The following is a 16,393-nucleotide window of genomic DNA, read 5'->3' as shown; positions in this document are numbered from 1 at the left end:
TTCGTTGAACGAGGGAATTTAAATGAAACTGAACAAGAAACTACTGGCCACAGGCGTTCTGGCAGCAAGCATGTTTGCCAGCCAGGCCTGGGGTGCGGTTTCTGCTGAAGAAGCGGCCAAGCTGGGAAACTCGCTGACACCGATGGGTGCAGAAAAAGCCGGTAACGGTGGCGCCATTCCTGCCTGGACCGGTGGTCTGACAACGCCGCCTCCCGGCTACAAGGGTGATGGTATCTATGTAAATCCGTTCGCGGATGAGCAGCCTAAGTTCACCATTGATCAGAGCAACGTCGAGCAATACAAAGACAACCTGTCCCCGGGTCAGGTTGCCATGATTGAGCGATACGACGACTACTTCATGCCGGTGTACGAAACCCATCGTACTGCCGCTTACCCTGAAGAGGTGATGGAGCAGACCGTCGAGAACGCAACCACGGTTGAGCTGATCAAGGATGGTAACGGTCTCGGCAACTATCAGTCCGCCACTCCGTTCCCGATTCCCCAGAACGGTCTGGAAGCGATCTGGAACCATATTACCCGCTACCGCGGCGGTTCGGTGCAGCGTAACGTTGGCCAGGTAACCCCGACCGAGGGCGGTGACTTCTCGGTAGTGAAGTTCCAGGACGAGCTGACCTGGCGTACTTACCTGGCAGACTACGAGCCGGGAATGGATCCGAACGTACTGTTCTACTTCAAGCAGGCCATCACCGCGCCAGCACGTCTGGCAGGTAACGTCCTGCTGGTACACGAGACCATCGACCAGGTTGCTGAGCCACGTCGTGCGTGGGTATACAACGCCGGTCAGCGTCGTGTTCGTCGCGCACCGCAGGTTGCTTACGACGGACCAGGTACCGCGTCTGATGGCATGCGTACCTCGGACAACTTCGACATGTTCAACGGTGCTCCTGACCGCTACAACTGGGAGCTGGTCGGCAAAAAGGAAATGTACATTCCGTACAACTCCTACAAGCTGACCGATCGCAGCCTGAGCTATGACCAGATCATCAAGGCTGGTCACATCAATCAGGACTACACCCGCTACGAGCTGCACCGTGTATGGCACGTGCGGGCAACCCTGAAAGAAGGCGCCCGTCACATCTACGCACAGCGTGACTTCTACATTGATGAAGACTCCTGGCAGGCATCCGTCATTGATCACTATGACGGTCGTGGCGAGCTCTGGCGCGTTGCCGAAGCCCACAACATGCAGTTCTATGATCAGAACGTGCCCTGGTACGCCATTGAGACTCTGTACGATCTGCTCTCTGGCCGCTACCTCGCGCTTGGTCTGACCAACGAAGAAGAGAACCCGTACGAGTTCGGCGTTGAGCGTCGCTCCAGGGATTACACGCCGGCCGCACTGCGCCGCGCAGGTACCCGGTAAGCGTTCTTCAGAAGACTCTAAAACGGCGGGCCCCTGGGCCCGCCGTTTTTTTTACACCTGAGAAAACCCTTTCACGTCAAAATTTTGCAGCCCACCCCTCAATTGGTTTAACCTTCCTATCATACTAAAGGCGTACCCGATGTTGGTCGTCGATAAAAAGAGTTAGCGAGATCCACTTTTCCGGCGTTTCAAGGCAGTACAGGCCGGAGTTAAATGGGGCAGTGCGTGAAACCATTCAATGATGGCTGTGCAGCCAACGATGAATTTCAGTCGGCGAATAGTGGTCTTCAGCGAGGTGAGCTGGTCAGGGATCTGCTCAGGCAGCGAATTCAGATCCCCCCGGTTCCGTCGGATTCACTGGCCCGGCCCAGGCTCAATGGCAGGATTTCTGAAGCACTGACCTCCAGGAGCGTGCTTTTTGTAGAAGGGCCCTGTGGCTACGGAAAATCCCACGCCGTGGTCAATGCCTTGGGCAGCGCAGACATGACCGCTGATCAGGTTCGGTGGGTTGCCCTTAACTCCCAAGATAATGCGCCCTCCCGCTTTCTGACCTTGCTTGCCATCGCCCTGGACCTGCCAGAAACCCCTGAACAGGGCTTGCAGAGTGGCGCGACCTTCTCGGATACCCTGTCGATGATGCAAGTTGCGCTGGCCCGCAAAACTTCCGGTCAGCCACGGGTACTGGTGCTGGACAACCTCCAGAACCTCAGCAACCCTGCTGTTGTGGATCTGCTTCAGCAACTGGTTACTGATTTTCCGGCAGGCTCATCCATTGTACTGATTTCGCGCAAGGCACTGCCTTTCGAAACACACAGTCTCGAGCTGGAAAATCGGTTCATCCGCATAGGGCCAGAAACGCTCGAGTTCTCCCGTTCGGAAACCTTCGAGTTTTTCAGATCGGCCACGGCAAACAGCGAACTCACCAGTGTTGCTGTCGATAATCTCTATGACATGACTGAGGGCTGGGCGACGCCGTTAGCGCTATATCGCCGAGAGGTCTACCAGAATATTGAAAGGAAACCGATTCAGGAAACACCAAGCGTTGAACGCTTTCTCAAGGAATCGGTCCTAGGCAACCTGACACCGGGCCAGATGCGTTCCATGCGCGGCATTGCCGAACTTGAGCTTTGTTCCGATGAATTGTTCCTGGCGCTTGAGCCTCTCCTCCCAGAAACCGGTTTCGTTCCCTCTCAGGCGGTTGAGCGGGGGCTCCCGCTGAAGTCCATGCCGGGCCGTGGGCGCTGGTACCGTATTAACCCTTTGTTGCAGGAATGGCTGAAGTCACCGGTAATGGCTGGTTATTCGGAGCGAATGCTGCAGGCGAGTCGGTGGTTTGGCGTTCGCGACCAGTTCCCGGAAGCACTCAAATACGCGCTATTGGCTGGCGATGCCGAGGAAGTTATCCGCATTGCTTCTGAAGGGTCAGAGGCTTTGTTGTTGGGGCAGGATACCGCGTCACTCCTGCGCCTTCGCAAGAGTCTGCCGGCACAGCTGCTGGAACGGAGCGTGCGTCTCAGAATCGTCTACAGCTGGGTTCATGCGATCGGCGGCCAGTTCCGCCAGGCCCGAGCCCTGATTGATGGTCTGCCTGAGCCTGACCAGAAAGAGCAGGCCGCACGGATCTGTGCTCTGAAAGCTTTCATCTTGCGGGGTGAGGGCAGTGTTGGCCCGGCCCTGGAAATGGCGGATCGGGCCCTGGCCGAAGGCGAGCTCAGTACTCAGGGCCAGTTGGTGACCCAGATGGTACGCTCCAGTGCCCTGTGTGCAGCGGGTCGGTTCCAGGAAGCGCGGGAAGCGAATCGCGCAGCCTCGAGACTTGCCAGGGAAGCAGGGGATTCCGGTTCAGAAGCCCTGGCGGTTTACGCCCATGCCCGGATCGAACTGGGCAAAGGCGCCCTGAAACACGCAGAGCAGTTGTTACGCACCGGCCTCGATACTGCCATGCAGGAGCTCTCTCGCCCCGCCCGAATTGGTGAAACCCGGCTGCAGTTGAATCTGGTGCTGGTGCTCTGGCACCAGGGCCGGGAAGCCGAGGCCGACCGGTTGCTGGTTACCTGCGGGCGCCATGCCGAACAGACCCGCGATCTGGGTCTGCTATTGGCAATGACAATCCGCGTGTTGATGTGCCGTGCCCAGGGCCGGCTTGAAGATGCCTTTGTATGGATTGGCCGGGCGGAACGTACCATGCATTCCTGGCAGGTTGACGAATCGTTGTTCGTACCCGTGCTTGAGGCCCTGAAAGCCAATTGCTGGCTATCCCAGAACCAGATCGACAGTGCCCATCAGGCAGTTCGTAAGCTGGCCCCGTATAGGGAGGCTGGCTGCGTGCCAGAGCTGTTCCCGATGATGCCGGGGCTTCTGGATTGCCTTCAGGTGCGGGTCGACCTGGCTCGCGGTGACCTTATTAAAGCCAGGGAAACCCTTCAGGGAATCCGGGAGCGTTACGAAGGAGCCATTCCCTGGGGCGTGGAGTTGCACATGCGCCTGCTGGAGGCGGTGATCGTTCTGGATGAAAAGGGGCCGGTGGTTGCCGTGAAGATCCTGTCCACCGTGGTTACCGAGGCGGGGGCAGAGCACTTCATCAGTCCCTTCCGGGAGCTGCGCAGTGAGCTGCAGGAACTGATGGCAAAAGGCTTTGGCCAGTTGCCGGAGAGTGCTTTCAAGGAGGCATTGGGCGAGCTGTTCGAGTTGCGGGTCGGTGCAGCCGGTGCTGACACCCTGGCGGAACCGATCAGCGAGCGGGAGCAGGGCGTGCTTGAATTGATTGCCAAAGGGCTGTCAAACCAGGAAATTGCCGACAAACTGCACATTTCCCTTCACACGGTGAAAACCCACGCTCGTCGGATCAATGCCAAGCTGGAAGTGAAATCCCGCACTCAGGCTATTGTCCGGGCCCGGGAGCTGGGGCTGCTTTAAGCTCATCAATCCGCGCATCCTTCTCGGCCCAGATCTCACTTACCCAGCGTTGAAACGCGACCCGGGTCTCCCGGTTGTTTTCGTAATCCATCCCCAAAAACTCGGCGGGAATTTCGCGCGTACGCACCTCAATAATAATCCTCCGAATCCGCCCACACAGGTAATCCCAGAAGCCCGCGCGGCCGTCCGGGTACACAATGGTGACATCCAGCATGGTATGGATCATCTCGCCCATAGCGCCCAGCACAAACGCGGTGCCACCTGCTCTTGGTTTTAACAGGTGCCGGTAGGGTGAGTTCTGGCGGTCATGCTTCTCTGGTGTAAAGCGGGTGCCTTCCATAAAATTAAAGATCGTCACCGGGGTGTAGCGAAACTTTTCGCAGGCTGCCTGGGTGGCCGCCACATCCTTGCCCTTGAGCTCAGGGCGTTTGGCAATCTGTTCCTTGGTGTGGCGATGCATGAAGGGAAAGTCCAGTGCCCACCAGGCAACCCCTAGAAACGGCACCCAGATCAACTGTTTCTTCAGAAAGAACTTCAGCAGGGGGATCCGGCTGTTGAGCACATACTGAATGGCGGGAATGTCAGCCCAGCTCTGGTGGTTGCAGGTGACGAAATACCAGTGCTCCCGGCTGAGGTCTTCAACCCCACGCACATCCCAGTCGACCTTGTGCAGAAGATCCATCAGCAGGTTGTTGAATCCGATCCAGACCCACGCGATGTTGTTCAGGATCACCGTGCAGCCCTTGCGAATGGCGGTAATCGGCAGCACGAGTTTAAGCAGGGCGAATACCAGAAGAACAGGAAACAGCACCAACGTGTTACACAGGATAAGCAGGGCCGCCAAAGTCCCCTTCAGCGGCGCGGGAAGAAAATCGAGCATGGGGTAGGGTCTCTAACCTTCAGCCGGGTTGGTAGTCAGTGATGATTGGCGGGGCAACAAGCCGGTTGCCGCTTCCGTGGAGGCCAGTTGCTCAAGGCTGCCCGGCTCCAGGTTACGGACCACGTTGCGGAAATCGTCGTCATAGAATTCCAGGTTGTTGTAATGAATCATTGCCCGGATCTCTTCTATATATTCTTCGCCCCGTTCGGAATAGCCGAGCAGGCCTTCAGCAAGTTCCAGGCCGGACAAAGGGGCATTGTTACGGCGGTCTTTTAGCCGAACGTCCCGCAACAGCTGGTAGGTGGGGTGGCGGTTCAGATTCTGGATATAGGCCCGAACCGACCGGTAAGGTGAAGAGAACTTCGCCACTTCATGGCTGGCGCCATCGGCACGACTGAGGGGGACCAGCCCGCAGCCTTTGGAAAAACACCACTGGCCGAACAGATTGTTGCCTTTTGTCGCAAACCGGGAGGTGCCCCACGCGGATTCGTTGGCAGCCTGGGCCAGGATCAGGGACGGAGGAATTACGTCCAGGCGCTTGCGTAAAAGCGCAAACTGCTCGTCGCTGCCAGGCTCGGCGTCCACCCTTAACCGTTCGGATTGCTGGGCCAGCCAGTTGTATTCCTTGCTGGTCAGCTTGTCCTTGTCAGCAAGGCTGTCCAGGTAGTCGCGTTCAATCAGAATCCGGGAATTAGCCAGCACAATCCTTGGGTATAGAAACGAGAAGAACGCGGCTTTTTTCTCGGTGGTGTCCCGGTACTGTGAGAAGTCGGGCAGATCGTCATTGGCCCAATGGGGCAGCGGTGGCAGGGAGGATAATGCAGGTTCGGATCCAGAGTTATCAGAATTGCCCTGGTCAACGTTCGCCTGTGGCGTATAGAAACCACCCCCGATCGCAAACGCAATCAGGGGAATCATCAGCATGACTGCCCGTTTACCCGCAGACATAAAACCTCTCGTTAAAGTCGATATGGCAAGAATTATAACAGGTTATACGAGAGCGTCTGCCTGTTGGGTTTTGTCCACTGGTTCTGCGGTCAGGGCAGGCGGGTCGCAATGACCAGGCCGATCTGCTCCTCGTTGCCTTCGGTGGTTCGGAAGCGCAGGTAGAACTGATCCTGGCTGTCGGTATGAAAGCCCTCCAGTACAAGGTTCCCGGCGGTGAACTGCACCTGGCCATCGCCGGACTGACTGTAGGTCAGGGCGATGTCCGGCAGGTTCTCAAGAGCCGGCTTTGTAACCGTCTCGTTGGCGACGGAATGGGTACTGGTCAGGGCGACTGGTGAAAGCGTCGCGGCACTGGAGGAATCAATGGTCAGCAACGCATTGTCAAAATGCCGGATGCGGTTTGTATCCGGTGACAGGGCGAAGGCTATGCCCTGAAGCCGGAACTGACCTGTGGCGGGTGCACTGTTGCCGGTTTGCTCTGCCGCGATCAAAAGCCCGTCACCCAGGGGGCTGTCGTCCAGATTGAACGCCATCAGGGTGCCGTCTGGTGTGCTGGCGCCTACACCGATGTCTGGTTGCGAGAAATCACCGGAGGCGGTGGTGATGTCCAGGTTCAGCCGGCCAATATCCACATCGCCTTTGCTGAGCCGCGAAGTTCGGTTGCTCAGGGTCCAGGATTCTGTTCGGGTGCCGGTGGGGTCCGTGGTGACATTGCCTGAGTTACCGCGTTGCACCGTTGTAAAGCTCTGGGATTGGCTGACCGTGCTGCCATTAACCTGCCACTGGCCCACGCCTGCTTCGATGGCCAGGGGCGTTGTCTCGCTGCTGAACCGGGTTCCGAGGTACAGGGTGTTGTATTCGCGCCCACTCAGGGCGTCCGCGTCGAAGCCTTCCTTCCGGAGCAGATTGATTTCAAGAACCGACAGATACTGGTCTTCCAGAGTAGCCAGCCGCCGCAACTGGTCGCCGTCAGCTTCCAGCTCGATAGCCTTGCCAGCACTGAAATAGCCGCTGATTACCCGGTCCGGGCCCGTGGTTTCATCCACGGGAGCGCTGGTGAAGGCATCCAGGTAGTAGGGATTGCGGGTCCAGCCAATGATTTTCGAGCTGCCACGGCCGGTAATGCTCTGGAACAGCGCCCGGCCGGCCAGCAAGCGGGTATCTTCCAGTAATGTGGCCGCCCCGGGTGAGGATGAGTGGGTGTTGCGTTCCCAGTCTTCGGAGCCACGCACGAAGAAATTGTTACCCTCCTGATGAATCAGGGCTTCCCGGTCGTAAGGGATATCGTTTGCCAGAGACGTAACGCGGATATTGAATGCATCGAAACTGGTGAGCGTCAGGGCCGGGTAAACATAGCCGGTGCCGTTAACGTCCGTAAGCACCTCTTCCTGTGCGGTGCGAACGCCCCATTGTCCCGACCCACTGATGGAAGGCTCCAGAAACGTCTGCCCCAGCTCAATGCCCAGGAATACCGAGTTGTAGTCCGCGGAACTGGCGCTGATCTTGCCCGAGGAGGTCTCGTCCAGCACCGCGTAATCGGCCATGGCGCTCACGTACCGGGCGAAGTCTCCCCGGCTTTCCAGAACATCCAGGGCACCGCCCAGGCCAACATTCGAAGGAATATCAATTTCAAAGTCGTGCACCTGATCGGCCAGGGTAGACCAGACATACTTGTTCAGGCACAGCTCGCCACCCTCATCGGCAACGCAATCCATAATGGTCTGGAACTCACCTGCCGTGTAGCTGCTGAGAGTGTTGCGCACCAGATACTCGGAGAATGGGTTCACTTTAACATCCCGGTCGGCATCGGCGGCCAGGGCACGCATGCGGGTATTGCCGTAACTGGCATCAATAATCACATCCGGCCCCAGGGGCAGACCGTTGGTGAATTCGATAATGGTGAAGCCTTCGCTGTCGGTGCGGGTGGAAATCGCGGGTTCATCAAGCACAGACAGGGCCTGGTTGGTGTAGTAAACACTCACCCTGTCCGGCTGTACGATTCTCAGGTTGCGGCGGGTAGGCTCGCCCTCGCTGGTGACACCACCCGGAACTTCCATGGTCACCCGGACTTCATTGCTGGCAAGGCCACCGGCGTTGTTGGAATCGCCGGTACTACCGGAGCTGAAATCATCGACCGGATTCTTGTTTCCAGCGAAGTCGTTGGGCTGGCTGGCCGCGCCCTCAATGGCGTCTTCGCCACTTCCGCATCCGGCGGTGAGCAACAGAGTTGAGGAGAGCAATAAACCGAGTGAGAAACGCATGCCTGGCCATCCGTGCAGAAAATACAGGCAAACAGTCTAACAGTCGGATTCTCGGGAAAGCGTGAGGAAAAGCACGAAAGGGTTATGGAGAGAACGGGAAACGGGCCTACAAGACGAGGCCCGTTTCGGAAAGGCCGGGAATCAGAAGAAAATCTTCATGCCCGCCATAACGCCTTCATCAAGGTTGACGTCTCGTGAGGAGTTCTCGATATCGGTGTTCAGATAACGGTAGCCGGCAAAGAGCTCGGCGTTGCGGATAACGCGATAGCTGCCACGCAGTTCCAGGCTGGTCATATCGTCGGAATCACCAAACGAGAGAATGCTCGGCGCGTAGTGCAGGCCACCGGTAAAGGACAGGCCGGGCACATTCGGGATGTTCACGGTGGCGAAACCACCGAGACCCAGAGCTCCGCCGTCGGCACGGCTCTGATCCCAGAAGATGCCACGCATACCGATGCCGGCAGTGGTCGGCAGGTTACCGATAGCAGTGCGGCCCTGGGCGTGGAAATCCGCGTTGAAGATGTCGCGGCCACCTTCGTGATAGGTGTAACCGGTGCCAAGCTGGACATCATTGTTGGTGTTGAAGAAATTCACCTGGCCCTTCACCGAATCGTTGGTGAGGCTGAGGTCGACATCACCTGCAAAAGCAGGCGCGGCAGCCAGTGAGAGAACCATCAGGGAAATCCGGGACGCTTTCATATGTGTGCACCTTTGTTACGTTTTTAGCAGAATTGGCGGTATGTTAACGGGGTGTACCGGGCCACTCAACTTAAATGCCAGTAAGTCCCCGTTAACTTTCATTTTTCGCAGGTCAGTGCCGGGTGGTCTCGCCGCCCTGGTCCAGATCCTCTGGTGATGCGTTCTCTGCGGGTACCCGGTATTCCTCGTTGGCCCAGGCCCCCAGGTCGATCAGTTTGCAGCGCTCGGAACAGAAAGGGCGCCAGGGGTTGGTCTCGGTCCATTCCACGGACTTTTTACAGGTTGGGCATTCAACGTTCATGGTTGCCTTCGGGTATTGGAAACGTGTCTGGATGTCTGTGCCCTGATTCAAGCAAACAGCTTTCAGGAGGCAGCAGACGCCTGACAATATTGTTCCAGTACTGCCCGCAGCATTTCAATATTGACAGGCTTGGCAACGAAAGAATCCATACCGCACCGGCGGCAGCGTTCCTCATCTTCTTCCATGGCGCTGGCGGTCAAAGCGACCACGGGGATTCGAACGCGGTTGTGGGTTTTCTCCCACTCCCGGAGGCGGCGGGTGGCCTCAAAACCATCCACGCGGGGCATCACACAGTCCATGAACACCAGGTCGAATGGATGCCACTGCCACAGGCTGGCTGCGGCCTCGCCGTCGTTGGCGGTCATCACGTCGCAGCCGAGTTTCTCGAGCAGTCGGCGAGTCAGGGTACGGTTAACTGGATTGTCTTCAACCAGCAACACCTTCATGCGGCCGCAGGGAAGTTCCCGGCGTCGGGCCGTGTCGCTCACTGCCTGCAGGGAGAAGCGGGTCAGGAAACGCCGTTCATCCTTGGCGGCATCGGCAAACAACTGGTTAAGAATGGGGGTCAGGCAGGATTCCCGCAGCGATTTGCTCAGGAAGGCATCGGCGCCGGCCTGCCGGAAATGCTCGGCATCGCCCCTTTGCGGGTTGGATGACAGAATCAGCAGGCGCATATCCGACCACAGGGGATTGCTGCGGATCTGCCGGCACAGCAGGTCGCTGTCCATATCCGGCACGAAACCGTCCAGAATAATCGCGTCGAAGGGCTGCTGGCCATCGAACGCCGTGCGCAGGGACGTCAGTGCTTCGCCGGCGGACTTCACCGCCTCAATGTGCACCTCGTGCCGGGACAGCATTTCCAGTGTGATCTTGCGGGACAGCTCATAGGAATCCACCACCAGAATCCTGCGATTCTTCACCATCCGGGTGTCCGGCCGAACCCGGGCTGCGTTCTCCGGGGCCACGGGCAGGGTCAGCTCCATCCAGAAAGTGGAGCCCTCGCCGGGGCGGCTTTCCAGATCCATAGAGCCGTCCATCAGGCCAACCAGCTGGCGGCAGATGGTCAGGCCCAGGCCGGCACCGGGTAACTGGCGCTGGAATTGCTGGCCAAGCTGCACATAGGGCTCGTAAACCAGCGGAACATCTTCCGGGTTAATTCCCACACCGGTATCTTCCACGGCAATCCGAAGGCGTGCCTTGTCATCCCGGCGACCCAGCACCTCGATACTGATCAGCACATGGCCGGAATCGGTAAACTTGATGGCGTTTGAGGTGAGGTTCAGCAGGATCTGCCGGAGTCGCACCGGGTCGCCCTTCAGGGCCCAGGGCAGGTTCTCGTCAATTCGAAGCTCCAGCGCCAGCCCCTTTTCCCGGGCGCGGGCGCCAAGCATGTGCACCAGATCATTCAGGGTTTCCCGAAGATCAAAGGGAATGTCGTCCAGTATCAGCTTACCGGCTTCCATGCTGGAAATATCCAGCAAGTCGTTGATGATGGCCGAAAGGCTTTCGGAGGCACTCAGCAGCGTCTGCACATACTCCCGCTGCTCCTGATCCAGGGGCGTGTCGGTCAACAGGTTGGCGTAACCCAGCACGGATTGCAGCGGAATGCGCAGCTCGTGACTGACATTGGCCAGGAACTGATTCTTCGCGTGGTTGGCCCGAACCGCCTCGTCCCGCTCACCCTGGGACTGAATCGTGGTCTGGCGCAGGGAACGGGTGTCCTCAAGGATCTGCAGGCGCATCTTGTTCAGGGCCTGCTCCAGCTCCGAAAGCTCGTCCGGCGTTTTCCGGCTTTTGCGTTTGAGTTTCAGCGGGTCCACCAGCGCGTCCAGATTCAGACGGGCGGCGTAATCGGCCATGGCTTCCAGGTGCCGGGATAGCGTCAGACGAACGATTATCAGGAGCCCCAGGGTGCCCAGCATGACCACGATGGACTGGAACAGCAGGTTCAGCAGGGCACGGTTGCGCAGATCTGTGTATATCTGGTCGATGGAGGAGGTAACCGTTAGTGTACCCACGTTCTCCGGGCTGCGGGTGCTGGAACGGTCGAACACAAGGGGGAAAGTCTGGGAAAGCACCCGGCCCTCCGGGTAGGTGCCGGTACTGAATGTTTCACCAGTGCTGGTCACCACCCGACCGTACTGGACAGCCGGCACCGCCTTCATATCATCTAGGCTGTTGGCCACCTCGCTGAAATTCATCAGCCAGATGTTGTTGCTCATACTCCCGGAAACCAGCTCCGCGGCTCGGGTCTGGTCGTTCAGAAGATCAGTCTTCCGCCGCTCGAATTCGCCGATCAGCTGAACGCCGGTTGCCACCAGAGACAGAAACAGACTGAACAGCAATACGTAGGCGAGCAACCTTGCCGCCAATGGCCGTATTCCCAATCGTTTGAAGAGCCGTTTTGAAGGCAAGGCACAAATTCCCTGTGTCGACTACAAAATCACCAAAAGCAGTTTAACAGACCGTCAGCACTTCGACACGTTTCCGTGAATGATCATTCACGAATCGAAATCGTACGTTCAGATCGTACAGATGCGCACCGTAAATGCGCTCTTCCTCCCGCCCTCTGCGAAAGGAGGGGCGTGGATCGTAAGCGACCACATCCTCGATCAGCGGGCGCAGTTCCGGATAGTCTTCCGATGAGAGCTGACGGATCTGCGCCTCCGCTTCCGGCAGAAAAACCACCTCCAGCCTTTCCGTGGGCGGAGAATCTGCCCAGCCCAGGGTGGCCTCGGGCACGGAATCGGCGAAGGGAAGGTAGGGTTTGATATCGAGGATCGGTGTGCCTTCGATCAGGTCATGATCGCTGATGCGGAGTATGAGCTCGCCATCTCTGCGAATCAGCCCCTCATTGCGCACCACCGACAGACCAAGACTGTTGGGTCGAAACGGTGAGCGGCTGGCAAACACCCCCATCTTGCGGTTGCCGCCCAGCCGGGGAGGACGCACCACTGGCCGCCATTCCGCCCGCACTGCCTCGTGAAACTGAAAAGTCAGCCACAGATGACTGGCGGTCTCCAGCCCCCGGAACGCATCTTCCCGGTCAAACGGTGGCTGGATGATCAGGTCGGCGCGGGCGTGACGAGTCAGCCCCGGTTGGCGAGGCACCCCGAACTTGTCCCGGAAGCAGGAGCGGGTAATAGCAATCGGCGTAAGGGTAAGGGCCTCGGCCGCTGGCTTTGAGGGGTGTCTTGGCATTACAAACGATCATCCTCGATAGTACCGGAGAAAAACATCTCCACCCGGAACACCACAGAAGCCCGGTCTTTGAAACTTTCCTCCCGGGGGAATTCCAGAGCGGGAATCAGCTCAGCGTATAGCCAGTTGCTGTGCAGCCGGTAGCGAAACGTAAGATCTGCGAACGCGGAGGTGGTGCGCCAGGAAGGTTTGCTTTCCCCCAGCAGGCCCAGCCTCGGTGTTACGATCAGCCGGTTATTCATGCGCTTACGCATGCTGAAGATCTGGCCCGCCACAAATTCCTTGTCGTTGTGCACCCACTCCAGTTCCGAAGACGAGCGGAAATACCAGTCATTGCCAACCGGGCGCCCAACGCCAATCCAGGTTCGCTCGCCCCAGCCGTCCTGATGAAAATAATAGAACCGCTGCTGAGCGTTCAGGATCCACTTGTCGTCCAGGCGCCAGCGTTTCTCCGCCGTTGCCCGCCAGAAGGCATCCGGAGGGAGCCGCAGGCGCACACCCACGTCGTTGGAGAAATTGATGGCATCGCCAATCTGGGTCAGGTACCGCAGCGCACCCGTGGCTTCCGTATCGGAGCGTTCCGGCTCGGTAAGCTGCCGGTCCCGCTGGCGCTCGCCGAGCGGAATCAGGTCTTCGCTTTCACTCTCAATAACCAGCCGTAGCTTTCGCTCGGTGGTGGGAATATCCAGCCGAAATCGCGCCTCCGGCTCAAACTGTGCCGGGTCTCCATATTCGGATTCCGTCGCAAAGCCAACCCTCAGATAGCTCTCATTATTGGGGAGGCTCTGGGCGCTGCCAGAGAGCGTCCGGTCTGCCCACTGGCCAACCGACTGGATCTTCTGCCCGTGAAGGCGCTCCTGCCGCAGTACCCAGTTGCTGAATTTGAGCCAGTAGGAATCCCGCGGATCGGCCCAGTATTCATCTGGCTCAAATGTGTAGAAGCCGATCGGGAGCTGTGCCGGAGACAGAATCTCAGCCACAGAGCGCTCCCGAACCTCAAACACCGGCTCGATGCTGTGGGTTGGGGAAGAGAGTGTCAGGAAGAGTGCAGCCGCAAGACCTGCAAAACGATAGCGGAAAAACCAGTCAGCCAAATTCCACCAGCAACCTTTCATGCAGCTCCCGCACCTGACGCGTTACATCATCCAGAGGGCGGTCATTATCAATCACCTCATCGGCGCGCGCCAGCCGATCTTCACGGGACATCTGAGCCGCAATGATCCGTTCAACCTGCTCTTGGGAGTTGGTGTCCCGAGCCATGGTGCGTTCAAGTTGAACGTCCTTGGGCACGTCGATCACGATAATGCGTTCAACCAGCTCGTGTTGATCGGTCTCGAGGAGGAGAGGGGAGACCAGAAGCACATAGGGGAGCTGGTAGTTTTCCGGATTCAATTGCCGAATCAATTCCTCGCGGATGATCGGATGCAACAGCGCCTCCAGCCAAACTCGCTCTTCCGGCTCCTGAAAGACAATTGTGCGAAGCTGCGCACGATCCAATGCACCCTCGGAAGTAAGAATCTCATCACCAAAATGCTCTGCAATCTCAGCAAGCGCTGGCGTACCGGGCTCAACCACCTCACGGGCAACATCATCGGCATCCACCCAGTGCACGCCAAGTTCGCCGAACAGGCGAGCCACAGTGGATTTTCCGGAACCAATTCCGCCGGTGAGGCCAGCAATCTTCATGAATCAGACTCCCAGGAATCCGTACCAGAACGCCTGAATCTCAGTCCCGAACCACAAACAGAGCAGCCCGGCAGTCGCCAGATATGGCCCAAACGGAATCGGCACCTCGCGCCCATGCTTCTTGAACACCATCAGGCTGATACCCACAGCCGCCCCAACCAACGAGGAAAGCAGAATCACCGCCGGCAACAACTGCCACCCCAACCAGGCGCCGAGTGCGGCGAGCAACTTGAAGTCCCCGTGCCCCATGCCTTCCTTGCCGGTAACCAGCTTGAACAGCCAGTAAACAGACCACAACGAAAGATACCCGGCCACTGCACCCCAGAAAGCACTGTTGAAGTCCGTAAGCACACCAAAGTAATTCAGCACCAGGCCCAGCCACATCAAGGGCAGGGTGATGCTATCCGGCAGAAGCTGAGTGTCGAAATCAATCACGGTCAGGGCCACCAGAGCCCAAACCAGCAGAAGGGCCCAAAGCGCCGATTCGTTCGGCCCGATGAAAGCAATGGTCACCACCGAGAAAATCGCGGTAACGGCCTCAATGATCGGATAACGGGGCGAGATAGGCGCCTTGCACGAAGCGCATTTGCCCCGAAGAACCAGCCAGCTGACCACAGGAATATTCTCCCAGGCCCGAATGCCATGGCCGCAAGAAGGGCAGGTGGAAGCCGGTTTGGAAAGCGTAATCCGGTCTTCTTCCTTACGCTGCTTCTCAGGCAGCTCCAGGAATTCCTCGCACTGGCAGCGCCAGTCCTGGTGCATCATTTTCGGCAGCCTCAGAATGACAACATTCAGGAAGCTGCCGATGCAGAGGGAGAAGAATATAACGGAAACGTAAAGAAGCCAGGGTGTCGTCAGGAATGTGTCTAGCGCCGGCATCAACCCACAACCTGACCCATCTGGAAGATCGGAAGGTACATGGCAATGATCAAACCACCTACCAGCACGCCCAAGACCGACATAATGATCGGCTCCATCAAGGCAGTAAGGTTATCGACCATATCGTCTACTACCGCCTCGTAGTGTTCCGCCACTTTGCCGAGCATCTCATCCAGATTACCGGATTCCTCGCCGATAGCGGTTAGCTGAACAGCCATTACCGGGAAGATATCCTGTTGGCGCATGGATGCCTGCAGTTGTGTGCCGCTGGCCACATCATTCTTAATCCGCTCGATAGCGTCGCGATAGACCGCATTGCCGGTAGCTCCGGCGACAGAATCCAGAGCATCCACCAAGGGCACACCGGCCGCAAAGGTTGTGGAAAGAACTCGGCCAAATTTCGCAACAGCACCCTTGTCGAGAATTTCGCCCACAACTGGAAGTTTAAGAACGTATTTATCCACCAGGTCAGAAAACTTTCTGGAGCGGTGTTTCGCTTCTTTGAAGAGGAAAATGGTGCCCACTATTCCAAGCAGAACAACAAACCACCAACTTTGCATCCATTCAGATAAGCCAACCACCATCTGTGTGAAAACAGGTAGTTCGGCCCCGAAGCCCTGGAATAGGCTCTCGAACTGAGGAACGACTTTAACAAGAAGAATCGCCGTAACAATGATCGCGACCACGATAATGGCCACAGGGTAAGTCATTGCTTTTTTGACTTTCTTCTTCAAAATTTCAGTCTTTTCCAGGTAGGTTGCGATCCGGTCCAGCATGGCCTCAAGTGCACCGGCCTTCTCACCTGAATCGACGAGGTTGCAGTAGAGATCATCGAAATGCCGCGGGTACTTGCGAAGCGCGCCGGCAAAGCTCGTACCTGAAGAAATGTCATTCCGAATACCCATCACCAGTTCTTGAAGGCCCTTGTTCTCAAGGCCATCGGCAACAATATCGAAACTCTGAACCAGCGGCACACCCGCTTTCATCATTGTGGCCAGTTGGCGGGTGAGCATGGCAATATCGAAGGGAGTGATTTTCTTGCTGCCGCCGAACAAGGGCTTGGGCTTTTTCTTCACCTTGTCTGGAATAATGCCCTGCTTGCGCAGCTGCGCTTTCACCAGCGCAAGGTTAGAACCGGTGAGTTCACCTTTGGATTTATTACCCTTACGGTCCTTGCCTTCCCAAATGTACGATTCCAGCTTTTGTGCTTTCTCTGCCATGCTTAATCCTTCGTCACG

Annotated in this window: 13 protein-coding genes; 2 read left to right on the top strand and 11 right to left on the bottom strand. The window is 57.5% G+C overall.

Features of this window, described 5'->3' with window-relative positions; translation table 11 throughout:
* The first annotated feature begins 22 nt into the window (after positions 1–22).
* Positions 23–1,384: a DUF1329 domain-containing protein gene (locus A8B84_RS01660; RefSeq protein ID WP_064228707.1), complete on the top strand. Its 1,362-nt coding sequence runs from the start codon at positions 23–25 to the stop codon at positions 1,382–1,384.
* A gap of 213 nt (positions 1,385–1,597) precedes the next feature.
* Entirely contained in the window at positions 1,598–4,300 is a 2,703-nt protein-coding gene (locus tag A8B84_RS01655) for a LuxR C-terminal-related transcriptional regulator (RefSeq protein ID WP_064228708.1), read from the top strand.
* On the opposite strand, the gene A8B84_RS01650 is transcribed toward A8B84_RS01655, so the two are convergent.
* The 11 genes from A8B84_RS01650 to A8B84_RS01600 all read right to left on the bottom strand — a co-directional run bounded on the left by A8B84_RS01650 (position 4,266) and on the right by A8B84_RS01600 (position 16,375).
* Positions 4,266–5,180 carry an acyltransferase gene (locus tag A8B84_RS01650; RefSeq protein WP_064228709.1) on the bottom strand — a complete coding sequence of 305 codons (915 nt, stop codon included), beginning with the start codon at positions 5,178–5,180 and terminating at the stop codon, positions 4,266–4,268. The genes A8B84_RS01655 and A8B84_RS01650 overlap by 35 nt on opposite strands.
* Before the next feature lie 12 nt (positions 5,181–5,192).
* Positions 5,193–6,128, bottom strand: coding sequence for a glucosaminidase domain-containing protein (locus tag A8B84_RS01645; protein ID WP_064228710.1), 936 nt, complete (start codon positions 6,126–6,128; stop codon positions 5,193–5,195).
* Between the two features lie 89 nt (positions 6,129–6,217).
* A complete protein-coding gene (locus A8B84_RS01640) occupies positions 6,218–8,389 on the bottom strand; it encodes a hypothetical protein (protein ID WP_064228711.1) in 2,172 nt (723 codons plus the stop codon).
* Between the two features lie 141 nt (positions 8,390–8,530).
* A complete protein-coding gene (locus A8B84_RS01635) occupies positions 8,531–9,088 on the bottom strand; it encodes a YfaZ family outer membrane protein (protein WP_064228712.1) in 558 nt (185 codons plus the stop codon).
* 112 nt (positions 9,089–9,200) lie between these two features.
* Positions 9,201–9,389 (bottom strand): DNA gyrase inhibitor YacG, encoded by a 189-nt coding sequence (gene yacG, locus A8B84_RS01630; RefSeq protein ID WP_008170214.1) that lies wholly within the window; start codon positions 9,387–9,389, stop codon positions 9,201–9,203.
* Positions 9,390–9,451: 62 nt separating this feature from the next.
* A complete protein-coding gene (locus A8B84_RS01625; RefSeq protein WP_064228713.1) occupies positions 9,452–11,803 on the bottom strand; it encodes a hybrid sensor histidine kinase/response regulator in 2,352 nt (783 codons plus the stop codon).
* Between the two features lie 43 nt (positions 11,804–11,846).
* On the bottom strand, positions 11,847–12,590 hold the full coding sequence (gene tsaA / locus A8B84_RS01620; RefSeq protein ID WP_064228714.1) for a tRNA (N6-threonylcarbamoyladenosine(37)-N6)-methyltransferase TrmO: 744 nt from the start codon (positions 12,588–12,590) through the stop codon (positions 11,847–11,849).
* Positions 12,590–13,684, bottom strand: coding sequence for a hypothetical protein (locus tag A8B84_RS01615; RefSeq protein ID WP_064228997.1), 1,095 nt, complete (start codon positions 13,682–13,684; stop codon positions 12,590–12,592). The genes tsaA and A8B84_RS01615 overlap by 1 nt, the downstream gene beginning before the upstream one ends.
* The gene (gene coaE / locus A8B84_RS01610; RefSeq protein WP_064228715.1) at positions 13,677–14,276 is read right to left on the bottom strand and encodes a dephospho-CoA kinase; all 600 of its coding nucleotides are present in this window, start codon (positions 14,274–14,276) and stop codon (positions 13,677–13,679) included. The genes A8B84_RS01615 and coaE overlap by 8 nt, the downstream gene beginning before the upstream one ends.
* 3 nt (positions 14,277–14,279) lie before the next feature.
* A complete protein-coding gene (locus tag A8B84_RS01605; RefSeq protein WP_064228716.1) occupies positions 14,280–15,155 on the bottom strand; it encodes a prepilin peptidase in 876 nt (291 codons plus the stop codon).
* Positions 15,155–16,375 (bottom strand): type II secretion system F family protein, encoded by a 1,221-nt coding sequence (locus tag A8B84_RS01600; RefSeq protein WP_064228717.1) that lies wholly within the window; start codon positions 16,373–16,375, stop codon positions 15,155–15,157. Before A8B84_RS01600 ends, A8B84_RS01605 begins: the two co-directional genes overlap by 1 nt.
* Positions 16,376–16,393 lie beyond the last annotated feature (18 nt).

The sequence above is a fragment of the Marinobacter sp. EhC06 genome, assembly GCF_001650915.1.
GTDB lineage: Bacteria > Pseudomonadota > Gammaproteobacteria > Pseudomonadales > Oleiphilaceae > Marinobacter.
The sequence above is the reverse complement of the archived record's forward strand: the minus strand, read 5'-3'. Positions and strand labels throughout refer to the sequence as shown.